At 61.2% G+C, this 13,290-nt stretch carries 17 protein-coding genes and 1 tRNA gene; 13 read left to right on the forward strand and 5 right to left on the reverse strand.

Features of this window, described 5'->3' with window-relative positions:
* Position 1: 1 nt before the first annotated feature.
* A complete protein-coding gene (locus ATO6_RS12280; protein WP_176440911.1) occupies positions 2–1,093 on the forward strand; it encodes a C4-dicarboxylate TRAP transporter substrate-binding protein in 1,092 nt (363 codons plus the stop codon).
* Between the two features lie 46 nt (positions 1,094–1,139).
* On the opposite strand, the gene ATO6_RS12285 is transcribed toward ATO6_RS12280, so the two are convergent.
* Together ATO6_RS12285 and ATO6_RS12290 are read right to left on the reverse strand one after the other, a co-directional pair.
* Entirely contained in the window at positions 1,140–2,369 is a 1,230-nt protein-coding gene (locus tag ATO6_RS12285; RefSeq protein WP_088624310.1) for a glycosyl transferase, read from the reverse strand.
* A gap of 18 nt (positions 2,370–2,387) precedes the next feature.
* A complete protein-coding gene (locus ATO6_RS12290; RefSeq protein ID WP_088624311.1) occupies positions 2,388–3,185 on the reverse strand; it encodes a mannosyl-3-phosphoglycerate phosphatase in 798 nt (265 codons plus the stop codon).
* A gap of 47 nt (positions 3,186–3,232) precedes the next feature.
* Between ATO6_RS12290 and ATO6_RS12295 the strand changes: the two genes are divergently transcribed.
* Both ATO6_RS12295 and ATO6_RS12300 read left to right on the forward strand, forming a co-directional pair.
* Positions 3,233–3,308 (forward strand) — tRNA-Val (locus ATO6_RS12295).
* 90 nt (positions 3,309–3,398) lie between these two features.
* A complete protein-coding gene (locus ATO6_RS12300) occupies positions 3,399–4,979 on the forward strand; it encodes a site-specific integrase (RefSeq protein ID WP_176440912.1) in 1,581 nt (526 codons plus the stop codon).
* A gap of 11 nt (positions 4,980–4,990) precedes the next feature.
* Here the strand turns inward: ATO6_RS12300 and ATO6_RS12305 are convergent, their stop codons facing one another.
* Positions 4,991–5,947: a DUF2971 domain-containing protein gene (locus tag ATO6_RS12305; protein WP_088624312.1), complete on the reverse strand. Its 957-nt coding sequence runs from the start codon at positions 5,945–5,947 to the stop codon at positions 4,991–4,993.
* A gap of 141 nt (positions 5,948–6,088) precedes the next feature.
* Between ATO6_RS12305 and ATO6_RS12310 the strand changes: the two genes are divergently transcribed.
* The 5 genes from ATO6_RS12310 to ATO6_RS12330 are packed head-to-tail and all read left to right on the forward strand — an operon-like array spanning position 6,089 to position 10,081.
* Entirely contained in the window at positions 6,089–7,267 is a 1,179-nt protein-coding gene (locus tag ATO6_RS12310; RefSeq protein ID WP_088624313.1) for a phage portal protein, read from the forward strand.
* Positions 7,264–7,581, forward strand: a complete 318-nt coding sequence (locus ATO6_RS12315) for a gene transfer agent family protein (protein WP_088624314.1) — start codon at positions 7,264–7,266, stop codon at positions 7,579–7,581. The genes ATO6_RS12310 and ATO6_RS12315 overlap by 4 nt, the downstream gene beginning before the upstream one ends.
* Positions 7,578–9,113, forward strand: a complete 1,536-nt coding sequence (locus tag ATO6_RS12320; protein ID WP_088624315.1) for a phage major capsid protein — start codon at positions 7,578–7,580, stop codon at positions 9,111–9,113. Before ATO6_RS12315 ends, ATO6_RS12320 begins: the two co-directional genes overlap by 4 nt.
* A gap of 12 nt (positions 9,114–9,125) precedes the next feature.
* Positions 9,126–9,740: a hypothetical protein gene (locus tag ATO6_RS12325; RefSeq protein ID WP_088624538.1), complete on the forward strand. Its 615-nt coding sequence runs from the start codon at positions 9,126–9,128 to the stop codon at positions 9,738–9,740.
* Positions 9,740–10,081 (forward strand): HNH endonuclease signature motif containing protein, encoded by a 342-nt coding sequence (locus tag ATO6_RS12330; protein WP_088624316.1) that lies wholly within the window; start codon positions 9,740–9,742, stop codon positions 10,079–10,081. Before ATO6_RS12325 ends, ATO6_RS12330 begins: the two co-directional genes overlap by 1 nt.
* A gap of 11 nt (positions 10,082–10,092) precedes the next feature.
* Here the strand turns inward: ATO6_RS12330 and ATO6_RS24815 are convergent, their stop codons facing one another.
* A complete protein-coding gene (locus ATO6_RS24815; RefSeq protein WP_141101982.1) occupies positions 10,093–10,680 on the reverse strand; it encodes a hypothetical protein in 588 nt (195 codons plus the stop codon).
* Positions 10,681–10,851: 171 nt separating this feature from the next.
* Between ATO6_RS24815 and ATO6_RS12340 the strand changes: the two genes are divergently transcribed.
* The 4 genes from ATO6_RS12340 to ATO6_RS12355 are packed head-to-tail and all read left to right on the forward strand — an operon-like array spanning position 10,852 to position 12,296.
* A complete protein-coding gene (locus tag ATO6_RS12340; protein ID WP_088624318.1) occupies positions 10,852–11,154 on the forward strand; it encodes a head-tail connector protein in 303 nt (100 codons plus the stop codon).
* Entirely contained in the window at positions 11,138–11,563 is a 426-nt protein-coding gene (locus tag ATO6_RS12345; RefSeq protein ID WP_088624319.1) for an HK97-gp10 family putative phage morphogenesis protein, read from the forward strand. Before ATO6_RS12340 ends, ATO6_RS12345 begins: the two co-directional genes overlap by 17 nt.
* Positions 11,560–11,979 carry a DUF3168 domain-containing protein gene (locus tag ATO6_RS12350; RefSeq protein ID WP_088624320.1) on the forward strand — a complete coding sequence of 140 codons (420 nt, stop codon included), beginning with the start codon at positions 11,560–11,562 and terminating at the stop codon, positions 11,977–11,979. The genes ATO6_RS12345 and ATO6_RS12350 overlap by 4 nt, the downstream gene beginning before the upstream one ends.
* A 2-nt stretch (positions 11,980–11,981) precedes the next feature.
* Positions 11,982–12,296 carry a phage head closure protein gene (locus ATO6_RS12355; protein ID WP_088624321.1) on the forward strand — a complete coding sequence of 105 codons (315 nt, stop codon included), beginning with the start codon at positions 11,982–11,984 and terminating at the stop codon, positions 12,294–12,296.
* Positions 12,297–12,319: 23 nt separating this feature from the next.
* Here ATO6_RS12355 and ATO6_RS24820 read toward each other — a convergent pair whose 3' ends face one another.
* Complete coding sequence (locus tag ATO6_RS24820; RefSeq protein ID WP_141101983.1) at positions 12,320–12,781, reverse strand: hypothetical protein; 462 nt, start codon at positions 12,779–12,781, stop codon at positions 12,320–12,322.
* A gap of 83 nt (positions 12,782–12,864) precedes the next feature.
* On the opposite strand from ATO6_RS24820, the gene ATO6_RS12360 reads away from it, so the two are divergent.
* Positions 12,865–13,257, forward strand: coding sequence for a P27 family phage terminase small subunit (locus ATO6_RS12360; protein WP_088624322.1), 393 nt, complete (start codon positions 12,865–12,867; stop codon positions 13,255–13,257).
* Positions 13,258–13,290 lie beyond the last annotated feature (33 nt).

Raw genomic sequence — 13,290 nt, forward strand, 5'->3', positions numbered from 1 at the left:
CATGAAATACCTTGCCGGCGCACTCTGCGCCGTGTCCATGTGCGTCGCCGCCCCGGCGATGGCCCGTGAAATCACCGTCGGCGCCTATACCTCGCCGCAGAGCACGCCGAACACCCACGGCCTGTTCCCCGGCACCAAGCGAATGACCGAGCAAAGCGGTGGCGAGTTGACCTTCGAGCTGTTCACCGGCGGGTCCATGGGCGGACCGAAGGAACTGCTGGGCAACGTCGGCTCCGGCATCCTCGATGCGGCGTCGGTGGTGGGCATCTACGTCAGCTCGCAGATCCCGACCTCGTCGATGCTCAGCTCCCTGCTGGTGGTGGGCGACGATCCCAAGGTGATGGTCGGCGCGATGAACGAGATGCAGCTGCTGAACTGCCCCGAGTGCAAGGACGAGCTGGAACGCAACAACGTCGTGGGTCTGTCCTGGACCGGCATCGCGCCGGTGCACATGATCTGCCGCGACCCGATCTCCGGCCTTGCCGATCTGCAGGGCAAGAAGGTGATCGGGCCTTCCGGTCTCGGAATCGCGCTGCAGGCCATCGGCGCGACGCCGGTCTCGATCACCACGGCCGAGATGTACGAGGCGATGAACCGCGGTCAGGCCGACTGTTCGGTGGGCTCCATCGCCTGGCTCGACACCTACAGCCTGGGCGATTTCTCGAAAGGCCTCTGGGACACGCCGCTCGGGTCCTATTTCGGGGTGATGAACTGGACCCTGAACAAGGACCTCTGGGCAGACCTGTCGGAAAAGGAAAAGCAGATCTTCCACGACAACCTCGCCCAGCAGATCGGCGATGTGATGTGGGGCTATGAAGAGGACGACCGCGAGGCCATCGCCAATTTCGAGGCGAAGAACGGCCCGGCCACCACGCCGGATCAGGCCTTCAAGGACGCTTGGAACGAGCAGAAGGCCGTCGCCGTGCAGGCCGCCATCGACAAGGGCGTCAAGGACGGCGTGCCGAATGCCGAAGCGAACGTGCGGAAGTTCATGGAACTGGCCGAGAAGTGGAAGGGCATCGTCGCCGACGGCGAGGGCTCCAAAGACCACTACATCGCTGCCCTTCAGCGCGAGATCTTCGACAAGCTCTGACCGGCTCTCCGGACCGGACGAAGGGCGCGGGAAACCGCGCCCTTTCTCATGCCGGGTCGCCGAATTCCCGCAGGTCGGCCGCCACGGCCTTAAGCATGTCGGCCATCAGGTCCGGGTCGGCGGAATGCACGCGGTTCCACGTCGGGATGAAGGGTGTCTCCGCGGGGTTGTCGAGGAACACGCGCCCGGCTTCGATGATGTTCTCGGCGAACATCTCGATTGACGCCTCCTCGACGTGCCGGTCGACGTAGAGCCCGTTCATCCGCGCGTCGTTGTAGTAGCTGTCCAGCAGGTCGAGCGCCGAGCGATAGTAGGTCGCCTTGAGCGTGCGGAAGACCTCTTCGTTGAACACCGTCCCGTCTGCGGCCAGCTTGCGGTAGATCGCCTTGCAGATGTCGATCGACATCCGGCTCAGGCCCTTTGACTTGTCCTCGGGCGACAGGTCCTGGTGCTTGTGGTCGTAGGCGTCGCTGATCTCGACCTGACAGACCGACTTGGGCGCGAGGTTGCGCCACGCCTCGGACAGCACGCCGATTTCCAGCCCCCAGTCGGACGGGATCCGCAGGTCCGGCAGGATCGAGGTCCGCATCGCGAATTCGCCCGACAGCGGGTAGCGGAAGGCGCGCAGGTAGTCGATGTAGTCGCGGTCGCCGATCACCTTCTTGAGCGCGATCAGCAGGGGCGAGACGAGGTTGCGGCTGACCCGGCCGTTGATCTTGCCGCCGCCGATGCGGGCGTAATAGCCCTTGGCCACCTGATAGGGGAAGTTCGGGTTCGCCACCGGATAGACCAGTCGCGCCAGCATCTCCTTGTCGTAGGTGACGATGTCGCAATCATGGATCGCCACCACGGCACTGTCCGCACAGGCGATCAGGAAGCCGAGGCAGGACCAGACGTTCTTGCCCTTGCCCGGCTCGACCGGCGCCAGCCCCAGACCCTCAAGCCGCTTCTGGATCTCCAGCATCCGGGGGCTGTCGTTCCAGATCACAACGTGGTTCTGCGGCAGGACCGAGAAGAAGTCGCGCGCATGGCGATACTGCGCCTCGTCCGCCTGATCCAGGCCGATGACGATCCGGTGCACATAGGGCACCTGTGCCAGTTCATTGAGGATGTTCGGCAGCGCGTCGCCTTCGAGTTCGGAATAGAGCGACGGAAGGATCAGCGAGATCTTTCGCGTGGTTGCGAATGTGACCAGTTCGCGGGTCAGATCTTCGTTCGTCGTGGTGCGGAGATTGTGGATCGTGGCAATGTTGCCGTTCTGATGAAAGTCCGCCAAGTTACGATCCCTATGCCGCTAATTCCCTGCCAGTTCCGAAACTAGCGCGAGGATCGTTTCGTTCCAACCCGCGGGACCGGGTTTCGTGCTGCGGCGGATGCGCCCCGCGCGTTCCCCGGCCAGAGTCGGCATTTCGGGCGAGGCCGGGTTCTCGATCACCACGCCGTAATCCGCGGCCTCCAGCATCTCGACATCGTTCGGGGCATCGCCAAGGGCGATCGTCCGCAGCGATGCGGCGCCGTCACCGGAATACTGCCGCACCACCTCGGCCATGCGGTCTGCCTTGGTGCCTCCGAAGGACAGCGTCAGGAACCGCCCGCCACGCCGTGCGCTGACACCCTGTTCGGCCAGCGCGTCCAGGAACGCGTCGCGTTCCTCGGCGGTGCCCGACCAAAGGCCGGGTTCTGAAAAGGCCCGTTGCTTTGCCAGCCGCGCCTGTTCCGGGGGCAGGCCGGTCTGCAGCGCCACCTCGGATGTGTCCCAGTCGCCGAAGCCGACGAAGTGGTTGCGCAGCCGCCCCGGCACCGCGTCCAGACAGGCACGCAGACGGATGTAGTCGTCGCCACGTTCCAACGGCGTTTCGCGCGGCCCCAGCAGCCCCGCGCCGTTTTCGACGATGGCAGGACAATGCGCGAGGCGCATGTCGGCACGCAGGCGGGCGATCTCGGCGGCGGTCTTGGAACTGGCCAGCACCACCGGAACCCCCAGCCCGCGCAGCTGCGCCAGAGCCGGCAGCGCCGCCCCCCACGAATAATCCTCGTGGTCGAGAAGGGTGCCGTCCAGATCGCTGAACACGATGAATGGCGGTGTGCTCATGTCGCCTCTTGCCCCGTCAGCCGGTCATGGGGTAGACGAACCGTCGCGGGTGATTAGCTCAGTTGGTAGAGCGCTTCGTTTACACCGAAGATGTCGGGAGTTCGAGTCTCTCATCACCCACCATCCAAGCCTTTGATATTTCAGAAAACCCTTGCGTCACAGGGGGTTCGACCGTTCTATGGTTACACTTTTGGTTACAAACTGAAGCGTGACATGGCTGGAAAGATTCGGCATCTGGTGAACCGTTCGGGCAGGTATCATGCCCGGCTTGTGGTGCCCCGAGACCTGCAACAGATCGTGGGCAAGACCGAGCTGAGGAAGCCGTTGGGTGGTGACTATCGGCAGGCACTGCGCCTGCTACCCGGAGCGGTTGCAGAGCTTCAGCACGAGATTGCCCTAGCAGAGCGCAAAGTCGCCCCGGCCACACGGGCCGCGCAGGCGCGCTATCCTCTGGCGCCTGATCAGATCGCACACAGTCACTACATGCAGCGTCTGGCGTTCGATGACGCGCTCAGAAACGATCCTCGTTATGCCAGCGTCGGGATAGACGATGTGCTGGTGAAACGGCTGCGTGAGGCCGTCGCGGGCAGGGCGACGAACGAAGAGCTGGTGGAGCTGGTAGGCGGGCAGCTAGAGCGCTTCAGGGCGCTAGGGAACGTCGATGCCGCGCCCGGCACGGATGAGTGGCGCGTGATCGCCCGTGCGCTCTGCGTGGCCGAGCTGGAAGCGCTGGCGCGGGTTGCTGAGCGCGATGAAGGCGACTTCGCCGGTGCGGCTACTGCACCGGTGATCGTGGAGGCCACGCCGCCAGAGGAACCCAAGAAGCGCGTCAGCCTGTCCCGGCTATGGGAGGACTACAAGGCCAACCGGATGGAAGCCGGCTTCATGCGCACTGAGGGGAGGCGTCAGAACACGGTGGTGGATGGGCTGCGGAAGTTCGTCAAACACGACGACGCCGCGCGCCTGACCAAGAAGGATATCACGCAGTGGCGTGACAACCTGATGAAGACCCTGTCCGCCAAAACGGTGAGCGATGTTTACCTGTCCACGATCCGGACCTTGTTGGGATGGGCAGTCGAGAACGATCTTCTGACCGAGAATGTCGCGGCACATGTCCGGCAGAGGAAGCCACGGAAGCAGCATGCGCGGGAACAGGGTTACACCGATGAGGAAGCCCGGAAGGTCATTGCAGCTTCACGCGCCTACCAGCCGCACAGGGATGAGAAGGGCAGGGTGCGCGAGAAGCCGGGGATGACGGCGGCAAAGCGGTGGGCGCCGATCATCTGCGCTTTCACCGGGGCGCGGATCACCGAAATTACGCAGCTTCGAAAAGAGGACGTGCGCGAAGTGGATGGCCGATGGGTGATCAGGATCACCCCGGAAGCGGGCTCAGTGAAGGCCGGGGGCTTTCGTGACGTGCCAATGCATCGGCAGATCGTGGAAGAGGGCTTTATCGAGTTCGTGAAGGTCGCGCCCGATGGGCCGTTGTTTCACGAAGAGAAGAACCCCGACCGGTTCGCCGCAGTTGCGACGCAGATTTCGAACCGACTGGCGACGTGGTTGCGCGTGAACGGGCTCTGTCCGGAAGGGTTGCAGCCTAGTCATGCGTGGCGGCACCGGTTCAAGACGCAGTGCCGTGAGCTGGGTGTCTCGGATCGCGTAGTGGATGCGATCCAAGGGCACACTGGTAAGACTGCCGGGGACAGTTATGGGGATGTGACGCTCAAGACGAAAGCGGATGCTGTCAAAAAGCTAAAGTTTTACGAATTTTCGATAAGAACACTTGAGCCTTAATAGAGGGAACTTTACGTGCTGACGCGCAACGGTATGTCAGAGAGGATGACCTTGCTCGCGGCGTTCTCAACGCCGGCTGCTTCCAAAACGTCCGCAAATGCTTTGTAGCTCATGTATGGATATTCAGTGGGGCCAACAATAATGCGGTCTAGGAGCGACGGAATGTCTGCCCCGAAGAGGCCGTGCTCTGGCTCATTTGCTAATCTGAGCTTGAATACAGTTTGTGGGGTCCCGTTTATTACTAGCGTTGCCTTCGTCATTTCGGGGCTAATTCCTTCTGAGGGCCGGTAGTAGAGGCGCCATTCCTTCTCTTCCTCAAATCCTGGGTGCTTCGTGGCAATGGCTAATCTGAACAGCATCCTGTGGATATATGTGACTACGGTTTCTCGACCAAGGCTGCTTAGATGGGCGGCGTTCATTTCTATTGCCTGAGTAATCTTGGCCAAGTATTGGGTCAGATCCTGTTCCGACAGATATAGGACAGGAAGGGAGTAGACCGCTAACAAGTCTGTTACCGCCACCATGGGGGTATTTTTAACTATGAGTGCCGTATCTCCATATGCACGCCACATCGAAAGGCGACCGCTCTTGTCTTCTTTAGCGTCGTGGGCGGATACACAAGCGATATAGGTTTCTGAACGCCAATCGCTTTCCCAACCGGAAAGTAGTTCATTTGCCTCCCCAATAATACCTGGGAATATGCTTTCAACTGCGTTGCGGAAGTTTTCGCCTTCATTGCCTGAAAATACTGCTCCAATAAGTTCTAGGCCATACGAAATCTCGGAGAAGTCATTCATAACTGTCGCGTTTCGAAACCATAGCTCTTTGTTTCGTATTATCTGCATGGCGGTGTCCGCTGAGGTGTAATAAGCAAACCGCTTTCCATTCTCGGCGACGCTTTGCACCTCTTCCATCAGGCCGGGATTGAAAATTTGGTAGAACTTCACTGTCGCATCATCTAGGTCCATGGTCTACTTTCCTTTTCACCGCATTCCGTTTATCCAATAATTCAAGAATGAGGCTCATCATAGTAAATTTGACGAAATCTAACCTTTCGCTCGAGATCTGATTGTGGTAATTTTGCAACACTCAGATCAAGCAGGCGATACATGGCCCTTACCGCGATCAAGAAGGCACTCGGTCTAACGACCGAAAAGAAGTCAGTCACGCTCACTGACCCCGCCGCGCTGGCGCTTTTTGGAGTAGTCCCGACCACAACCGGCCTGTCTATTGGCCCCGGCAATGCCCTGCGCGTCCCCGCCGTAGCGTGCGCGGTGTCTCTGATCAGCGAAACCATCGGTGCACTTCCGGCGAAGCTCTACCAGCGCGAGACGAAGGCCACCCTGCGCGACCACGCCGCATTCCGACTGGTGCATGACGAAGCAAACGAATGGACCAGTGCCGCGCAGCTCCGCACCGACCTGACCCTTGATGCTCTGTTGCATGGCGCTGGCCACGCACAGGTGATCCGACTGAGCGACGGCACCCCCTATGAGCTGCATCGGCTGGAACCCGGCAAGGTCCAAGAGCAGTTCGAACCGGATGGCGAACCCTTCTACCTGATCAGCACACCGGAAGGTCAGCAGCGCCTTACCTTCCGCGACGTGCTGACGATCAAGCCTTTCGGTGGCATTTCCCCGATCACCTTGGGCCGCGAGGCAATCGCCCTGGCAATCGCTTTCGAAAGCCATATAGGCGGGGTGTTCGCCAATGGCGGGCGCCCGTCTGGCGTCATCCGCAGCCCCAAGATCATGGACATCGAAGCCAAGAAGAAGCTCGCCGCCAGTTGGTTCGTCGGCCACGGTGGTAAAGCCGCTGGCGGCACTGCCATTCTTGATGAAGGCATGGAATATCAGCAGCTCAGCATGACGCTTGCTGATCAGCAGTTCGCAGAAAACCGCCTTGAGCAGATCCGCGAAATCGCCCGCGTGTTCCGCGTTCCGCCGACCATGCTTTTCGAGCTGACGCGCGGCACGTGGTCCAACACCGAGGAAATGGCGCGCCAGTTCCTTCAGGTGACGCTGAAGCCTTGGCTGACCGCGTGGGCTTGGGCTTACGCCCGTGTCCTGCTGTCCCCGGAAGAGCGTGCCGACGCCTATGTCGAGTTCGTCACCGACGACCTGCTGACGACCGACGCAGCCGCCCGTGCGACCGCCTACGGGCAATATCGCTCCATGGGTGCCCTGACCGCGAATGAGGTGCGAGCTGGGTTGAACCTGCCGCCCAAGGACGGCGGTGATCGTCTCGAAAACCCCTACACGACCACGGGCAAGGACAAGGCGGCATGAAGCATCGCGCCTTCTACGGCGACGGCGAATATACCTTTGCCCTTACCGACGACATGATTGCTGAGCTTGAACGGGTGTCCGGTCTTGGGATTGGCGCCCTCTACCTTCGCACTGCGAAAGCGCAATTCCCGCTTACAGACTTGGTCGAGATCATCCGTCTCGGTCTGATCGGCGGCGGCACATCGCCCGAAGCGGCAATGCGCTTGGTGAACGCCTATGGCCGCAACCGACCGATCGGTGAGCTGTTCCCCCTCGCCATGGACATTCTGGATGCCCGTTGGAGCGGCACCGCAAACCCGGAGCCGCAAGCATGACCAACCGCATCGAAATCAAAGCTGCGCTGGACGTCACCGACGAAGGCGAAATCACCGGGATCGCGTGGCCGTTCGGTGCGCCTGACCGAGTGGGAGACGTGATCGGCAAGGGCGCGATTACCGTGTCCGGCACGGTGCCGATGCTTTTCGCGCACGATCAGAGCCAAGTGATCGGGGTGTGGGATGAGATCGGTGAAACCGACGAAGGGCTGACCGTGAAAGGTCGCCTTCTGATCCACGATGTGGAGCGGGCGCGCGAGGTGCGCGCCATGATCCGCAGCAAGGCCGTTTCCGGCCTGTCCATCGGCTTCGTGACCAAAGGCGCGAAGCGCCACGCCAAGGGCCGCACCATCACTGCCGCTGAGCTGCACGAAATCTCTGTGGTCGCCGTCCCGTGTCATCCGGGCGCGCAGATCACTTCCGTGAAATCCGATGACACCCCCATGCACCACGAGGAACCCGCCATGGAAAACGAAGATATCGACGAAAAACCCGAGGCACAGACCCCGGCAAACGACGCGCCCCAGATCGACACGAAGGCGTTCAACGAAATCAAATCCCGGCTGGACCGGCTGGAAGCCAAGGGAAACCGTCCCCAAGGTGTGCATGTCACCATGGGCGAAGACGTGACCCGGAAGGCGTTCGTTTCGTTCCTGCAGGGTGACGGCATCGACAGGAAAACCCTGACCATCGCCGCCGACGCGCCGAGCTACGTTCTGGCACCAGAAGAAACCTCGAACGAATTCATCCGCAATCTGGTCGAGTTCAGCCCGATCCGATCCATTGCGGATGTGCGCACCACGTCCAGCCATACCATTCTTCTGCCGAAACGCACCGGTGTGACGAACGCGGTGTGGGTTGGTGAGACCGCCGCGCGCACCGGCAGTGAACCGACTTTCGACCAGTCGGAAATTGCGGTGAAGGAACTGGCCACCTTCGTGGATCTGTCGCTCCGCATGCTGGAAGATTCCGCCAACGTGGAAGCCGAGGTGCGCCTTGCTCTGGCCGAGGACTTCGGCGCCAAGGAAGCGACTGCCTTCGTGAAGGGTTCGACCGCGAACGAACCGACCGGCTTCATGACCGCCGCAGGCGTGGCCGAGACCAACAACGGGCATGCGACCGTTCTCGCCGCCGATGCCCTGATCAGTCTCATGTATGCGATGCCGGCGACCTACCGGAACCGTGGCGCGTGGGTGATGAACGGCACGACGCTCGCGGTGATCCGCAAGCTGAAGGACGGGCAAGGCAACTACCTGTGGCAGCCGAGCTATCAGGCTGGCCAGCCCGAAACGATCCTTGGTCGCCCGGTGGTCGAAGCCGTCGATATGCCCGACATCGCCAGTGGCACCACGCCGATCATCTTCGGTGACTTCAAGGCAGGGTATCGCATCTATGACCGCGTGGCGCTGGACATCCTGCCCGACATGCTGACGCAGCGCACGAGTGGCATTGCCCGCTTCCACGCCCGGCGCCGGGTTGGGGCCGGTGTGGTTCGCACGGATGTGTTCCGCAAGCTGAAGATGGTCGCCTAACAGGCTATGACCATGCTGTCCGCATATGGCGGGATCACGTTGGAACATGGCGGGTGCACCGTGTCCCTTCGTCCGTCTTTGCGGGCAGCGCTCCATTTGGAGCGCCTCCACGATGGTTTCCCGGCGTTGCTACGCAAGGTCGAAGAGTTCGACACGCGCACGGTCCGGACGATCATCGAAGCTGCCGCAGACAAGAAGGCCGTTGATCGCTTTCTTACCCGTGCCGCTGCGCTTCCCCTGTCAGGCTTCAAACAGGCCGCACAGGCGCCCCTCTATGCGTTGGTGGCCGCGATGTTGCTGAAACCCGACGTGGCAGACAATCCGACCGCTGAAGCGGCCATACCCATGCAGTGGTCAGAGGCATATCTGTCGCTGTTCAAATTCGCTACGGGTTGGCTTGGATGGTCGCCGGAAACTGCGTGGTCAGCAGTCCCGCAAGAGATCTCAGACGCATTCCACGAACGTATCCGAATGCTGACCGTGATCCACGGCAGTGCGACACCGGAAGAAGGTGCCGCCAGTTCCGGCAACACCCCTGCGCAACGCGCCCGCAACATCGATCTTGGCCTAGACCCCGAGTTCGACCGTGCCGGGTTGATGGCCCTGAAGGGTAAGGGCTTATTCTGATGCCGCGCCCTCCGCACCTCTGTTCATGTGGCCGCACCGTTCCGCATGGCGCGCTGTGTGATTGCCAACTAGCCGCCCGCCGCGCCCGGCAACAGCGCCATGATCGGCGCCGTCCTTCTGCTGCGTCACGCGGCTACGGGCATGAGTGGCGCAAAGCCCGTGATCAGTTTCTCAAGCTCAATGACCGCTGCGCCTGGCCCGGCTGTGGTGCGCCCGCCACGCTGGTGGATCACATCGTTCCGCATCGAGGCGACAAGCGCCTGTTCTGGGATCGGAGCAACTGGCAGCCGCTCTGCACGTCCTGCCATAGCCGGAAGAAGCAGCAAGCGGAGAGAAGTTGATGCAGCGGCAATCAGAAGAATATCTTCGCAAACCCGGCAAGTCCCTGGGCCACCACCGGCACAACCGACGCAAGCTTCTTGCCTTGCTCTCTGGCTTTGATTTCGGAGACGACCTGTCTTCGAAAGCTCAGGATGTCTTGGTGAGGCTCTTGTGGGCGCGTAACAACGTGCGCGATGGCACGGATCTCAGCGATGAGTTCTTCACGCGACAGTGCGCCGAGCTCGATTACGAGTGCGCTGTGTTTCTGGTCCGGGTCCGGGAAGACCAGCACGGGCATTCGTTCAGCGTGGACCCCGAGTTCATCAGCCATCTCGCGGCTCAAAGCACTGTTGTATTGATCAGGATCGGGAGCAAAATCCGGCGTCAAGTCGCCATTCTTGCGCGGCATGAGCAAGTGCCAAGCAGTGCCAACCAACGGATCGAAGTGAGCTTTCGCTTCGTGGATTGCTCGCAGCTTTTCGGCATCGAGACCATCGTCCAGATACAGGGCGATAACGCCAGCTTGATCTGTTTCCATGAAGTTTGCGACGTCTTCAGGGCTTTGAAAGCTTCTCATGTTGGTCCCTTGTCCGGTTTCCGGCGCGATCAGAGCGGCCATTGGCACATTACTGCGCAGACCCGGGGGGCACTACGGGAATTTGCGCTCGCATCGGGGACCGGCGCGGGGAGGTCCGCATAAGACAGCCCGAATATAACTTTTCCAAAGCCCCTTCTGGACCTCAATTGAGTGTGGTATATTTGCAACACATGCCCTTTCCGAGTTCCGACAATGGCCGCCCAAACCCCTCTCACACTACTGAAATCGCAGCTCAATCTTGAGCATGATCTTGATGACGCGCTTCTAGCCCACAAGCTGGACGCCGCCGAAATCTGGATCGCGAACTTCACCGGCATAGCCTTCGATGGCACCAACGCAGCGATGACCGAGGCCGCGTTGCAGCTCGCCGCCTACTGGTATGAGCAACGCGAGGCCGCATCCTTCGGGCTGACGACCGCACCGGTGCCCTTCGGTGTCCGCGATCTGCTGCGCTCTTACCGTGATGAGGTGACTGGCCGTGTCGTCGCTGAGTAAGCAGTCGAAGGCGCTTGAGGCGCGGCTGAAGGCTATCCCCGGCGAAGTTCTGGACGAGGTGCGCCCGGCGCTGGTGAAGGGCGCTGAAGAGGTCGCAGGGAATATGCGTGCGCTGGTGCCCGTGGATGAGGGCGATCTACAGGCCAGTATCGCGGTCACTGGACCCGGCGATACGACCCCGGCCTATGCGTCGGACGGCGGCAGGCGAACCGCAAACCCGAACGAGGCGCTGGTCACGGTCGGGAATGTAGGCGTGCGCCACGGGCACCTTCAGGAGTTCGGCACGGTGAAGCAAGAGGCGCAGCCGTTCATGCTTCCCGGCTTCAGGCTCGCCAAGCCGCGCGCGATGCGCCGCATTCAACGGGCAATCGGCAAGGCGATCCGGAACGCTGCGAGGGGCGCGATATGATCGAACCTAGCATCGCCTTTCAAACGGCAGTGCGCACCGCGCTTGTCACCGATCCTGCGGTGTCCGCGCTGGTGCCTGCCAACAGTGTCCGGGCCGGTTCGACTCGCCCGGAAAACCTGCCGTGCATCATCCTCGCAAATCCGGTGACGCAGCACTTGGGCCGCACCGCATGCGGCGGCTACCTGACCCGTGTCCTGATCAATCTGCACATCTGGGCACTTGAGGAAGGCGCCGACATGGCCCGCCAGATCGGCGGTGCTGTATCGCTCGCGCTCTGGGATGCTCCGCCGACTGCCGAGGTCGGTATCGACGCCTTCGAGCGCCCGAGCTTCAGCTTCATGCGCGACCCTGATCCGCAGCTTGCTTACTGCCACGGTGTCGGCACCGTCGAAGGTGCGATCCGGTGGAGGGTGTGACGATGCGCGCCGGTAAGCTGGATCGCCTGATCACGATTGAGCGGCAGACAGAAACGGTGGCCGCGACCGGTGCCGTGTCGAAGGAATGGGCGGCTGTTGCAACCGTTCGGGCGGAGCTGGTGCAGCAGAACGCCGACGAATACCTCGCCGGGTTCGGTGAAGCCGAAGGCGGCGGCGCGGTGTTCCGCGTCCGTTATCTCGCCGGGATCACCACGGCGGAGAGGCTGAATTATGACGGTGCCGCCTATGACATTGACGAGGTGGTCGAGATTGGGAGGCGGCGCGTCCTTGAGCTGCGCGTCGCGAGGATGCGATGAAGCGCCACCTTCAGGTCATCATTTCATTTCCAGAAGTCCGCCACGCATTCACCAATTGCTTTTGTAGAACCCTTGAGGGTGAAGGTTGCTGCGTCCCCGTTCTGATACATTACCCTTACGGTAGAGTGTCGTTTGAGCCCATCCTTGACGAAGTCGAAAGTGCTGGCACAGGCATGGCAATCCGACGGTATTGCGCCGGACCAAAGGCCGACGGGAGTGGCCGGGCCGTTGTCGAAGGACAGGAACAGTTTGTCACCGGCAGGTGCGCGACCTGCGAGTGTGAAGTAGATGGCCGAGGGTCTGCCGCTACCGCACTCACACGCGACGTAGATCTGGTTTCCAGCTCCGCTGGTCACGACGGCTTCGCAGACGCCTTGTCCATATCCGGAGCTCCACTGGTCATCTCGTCCGAAGGCCAAAGTGGAATTCGCAATTCCGATCGCACCAATACTGATTGCAGTCAAAAAGAAGTCGCGTTGTTTCAATACACTTTCCTCCATAGGCTGACCCACACTATGCGCGTCATTTCCGCGATTGAAAGTGCTCAAAGAAGACCCGGTGGCTGGGCATGAGCGTCCATTCGCGCGGCGTGAAGCCGTTCCTCAATGCCGATCCTGACGTGCTGACGAAGGCGCCGCCGGTGCCTGCCTATCTCGCCCGGCACGCGAAGGCCGAATGGCGCCGGATCATGCCGCAGCTCATTGCCCGGCGGATCATCACGAAGGGCGATTTGGCAGGGCTGGAAAACTACTGCACCTGCGTCGGCATCGTGCGCCAGATCGAAGAGGAACGGGCGGCATCCGGTGGATTGATCGACGTGAAGTTGTTCGGGGTGCTGAACCGAGCTGCGCAGTCCGCGCGCCAACTCGCCGCCGAATATGGCTTGACCCCGACCAGCCGCGCCCGGATCGGCGCAGTGTCTCCGGAACAGGATGACGACGACAACCCGCTTGCGGTGTGAGCGTGGGAAGCGTCAGCACATATCCTGCATGGG

Source organism: Oceanicola sp. 22II-s10i, from assembly GCF_002210105.1.
In the GTDB taxonomy this organism is placed as follows: domain Bacteria; phylum Pseudomonadota; class Alphaproteobacteria; order Rhodobacterales; family Rhodobacteraceae; genus Pseudooceanicola.

Excerpts from the sequence above, each read along its gene's own strand:
- ATO6_RS12280 (WP_176440911.1), top strand. The coding sequence starts at position 2 with ATGAAATACCTTGCCGGCGCACTCTGCGCCGTGTCCATGTGCGTCGCC.
- ATO6_RS12325 (WP_088624538.1), top strand. The coding sequence starts at position 9,126 with ATGCTGTCCGCATATGGCGGGATCACGTTGGAACATGGCGGGTGCACC.
- ATO6_RS12340 (WP_088624318.1), top strand. The coding sequence starts at position 10,852 with ATGGCCGCCCAAACCCCTCTCACACTACTGAAATCGCAGCTCAATCTT.
- ATO6_RS12330 (WP_088624316.1), top strand. The coding sequence starts at position 9,740 with ATGCCGCGCCCTCCGCACCTCTGTTCATGTGGCCGCACCGTTCCGCAT.
- ATO6_RS12305 (WP_088624312.1), bottom strand. The coding sequence starts at position 5,947 with ATGGACCTAGATGATGCGACAGTGAAGTTCTACCAAATTTTCAATCCC.
- ATO6_RS12300 (WP_176440912.1), top strand. The coding sequence starts at position 3,399 with ATGGCTGGAAAGATTCGGCATCTGGTGAACCGTTCGGGCAGGTATCAT.
- ATO6_RS24815 (WP_141101982.1), bottom strand. The coding sequence starts at position 10,680 with ATGGCCGCTCTGATCGCGCCGGAAACCGGACAAGGGACCAACATGAGA.
- ATO6_RS12320 (WP_088624315.1), top strand. The coding sequence starts at position 7,578 with ATGACCAACCGCATCGAAATCAAAGCTGCGCTGGACGTCACCGACGAA.
- ATO6_RS12360 (WP_088624322.1), top strand. The coding sequence starts at position 12,865 with ATGAGCGTCCATTCGCGCGGCGTGAAGCCGTTCCTCAATGCCGATCCT.
- ATO6_RS12310 (WP_088624313.1), top strand. The coding sequence starts at position 6,089 with ATGGCCCTTACCGCGATCAAGAAGGCACTCGGTCTAACGACCGAAAAG.
- ATO6_RS12350 (WP_088624320.1), top strand. The coding sequence starts at position 11,560 with ATGATCGAACCTAGCATCGCCTTTCAAACGGCAGTGCGCACCGCGCTT.
- ATO6_RS12355 (WP_088624321.1), top strand. The coding sequence starts at position 11,982 with ATGCGCGCCGGTAAGCTGGATCGCCTGATCACGATTGAGCGGCAGACA.
- ATO6_RS12290 (WP_088624311.1), bottom strand. The coding sequence starts at position 3,185 with ATGAGCACACCGCCATTCATCGTGTTCAGCGATCTGGACGGCACCCTT.
- ATO6_RS12315 (WP_088624314.1), top strand. The coding sequence starts at position 7,264 with ATGAAGCATCGCGCCTTCTACGGCGACGGCGAATATACCTTTGCCCTT.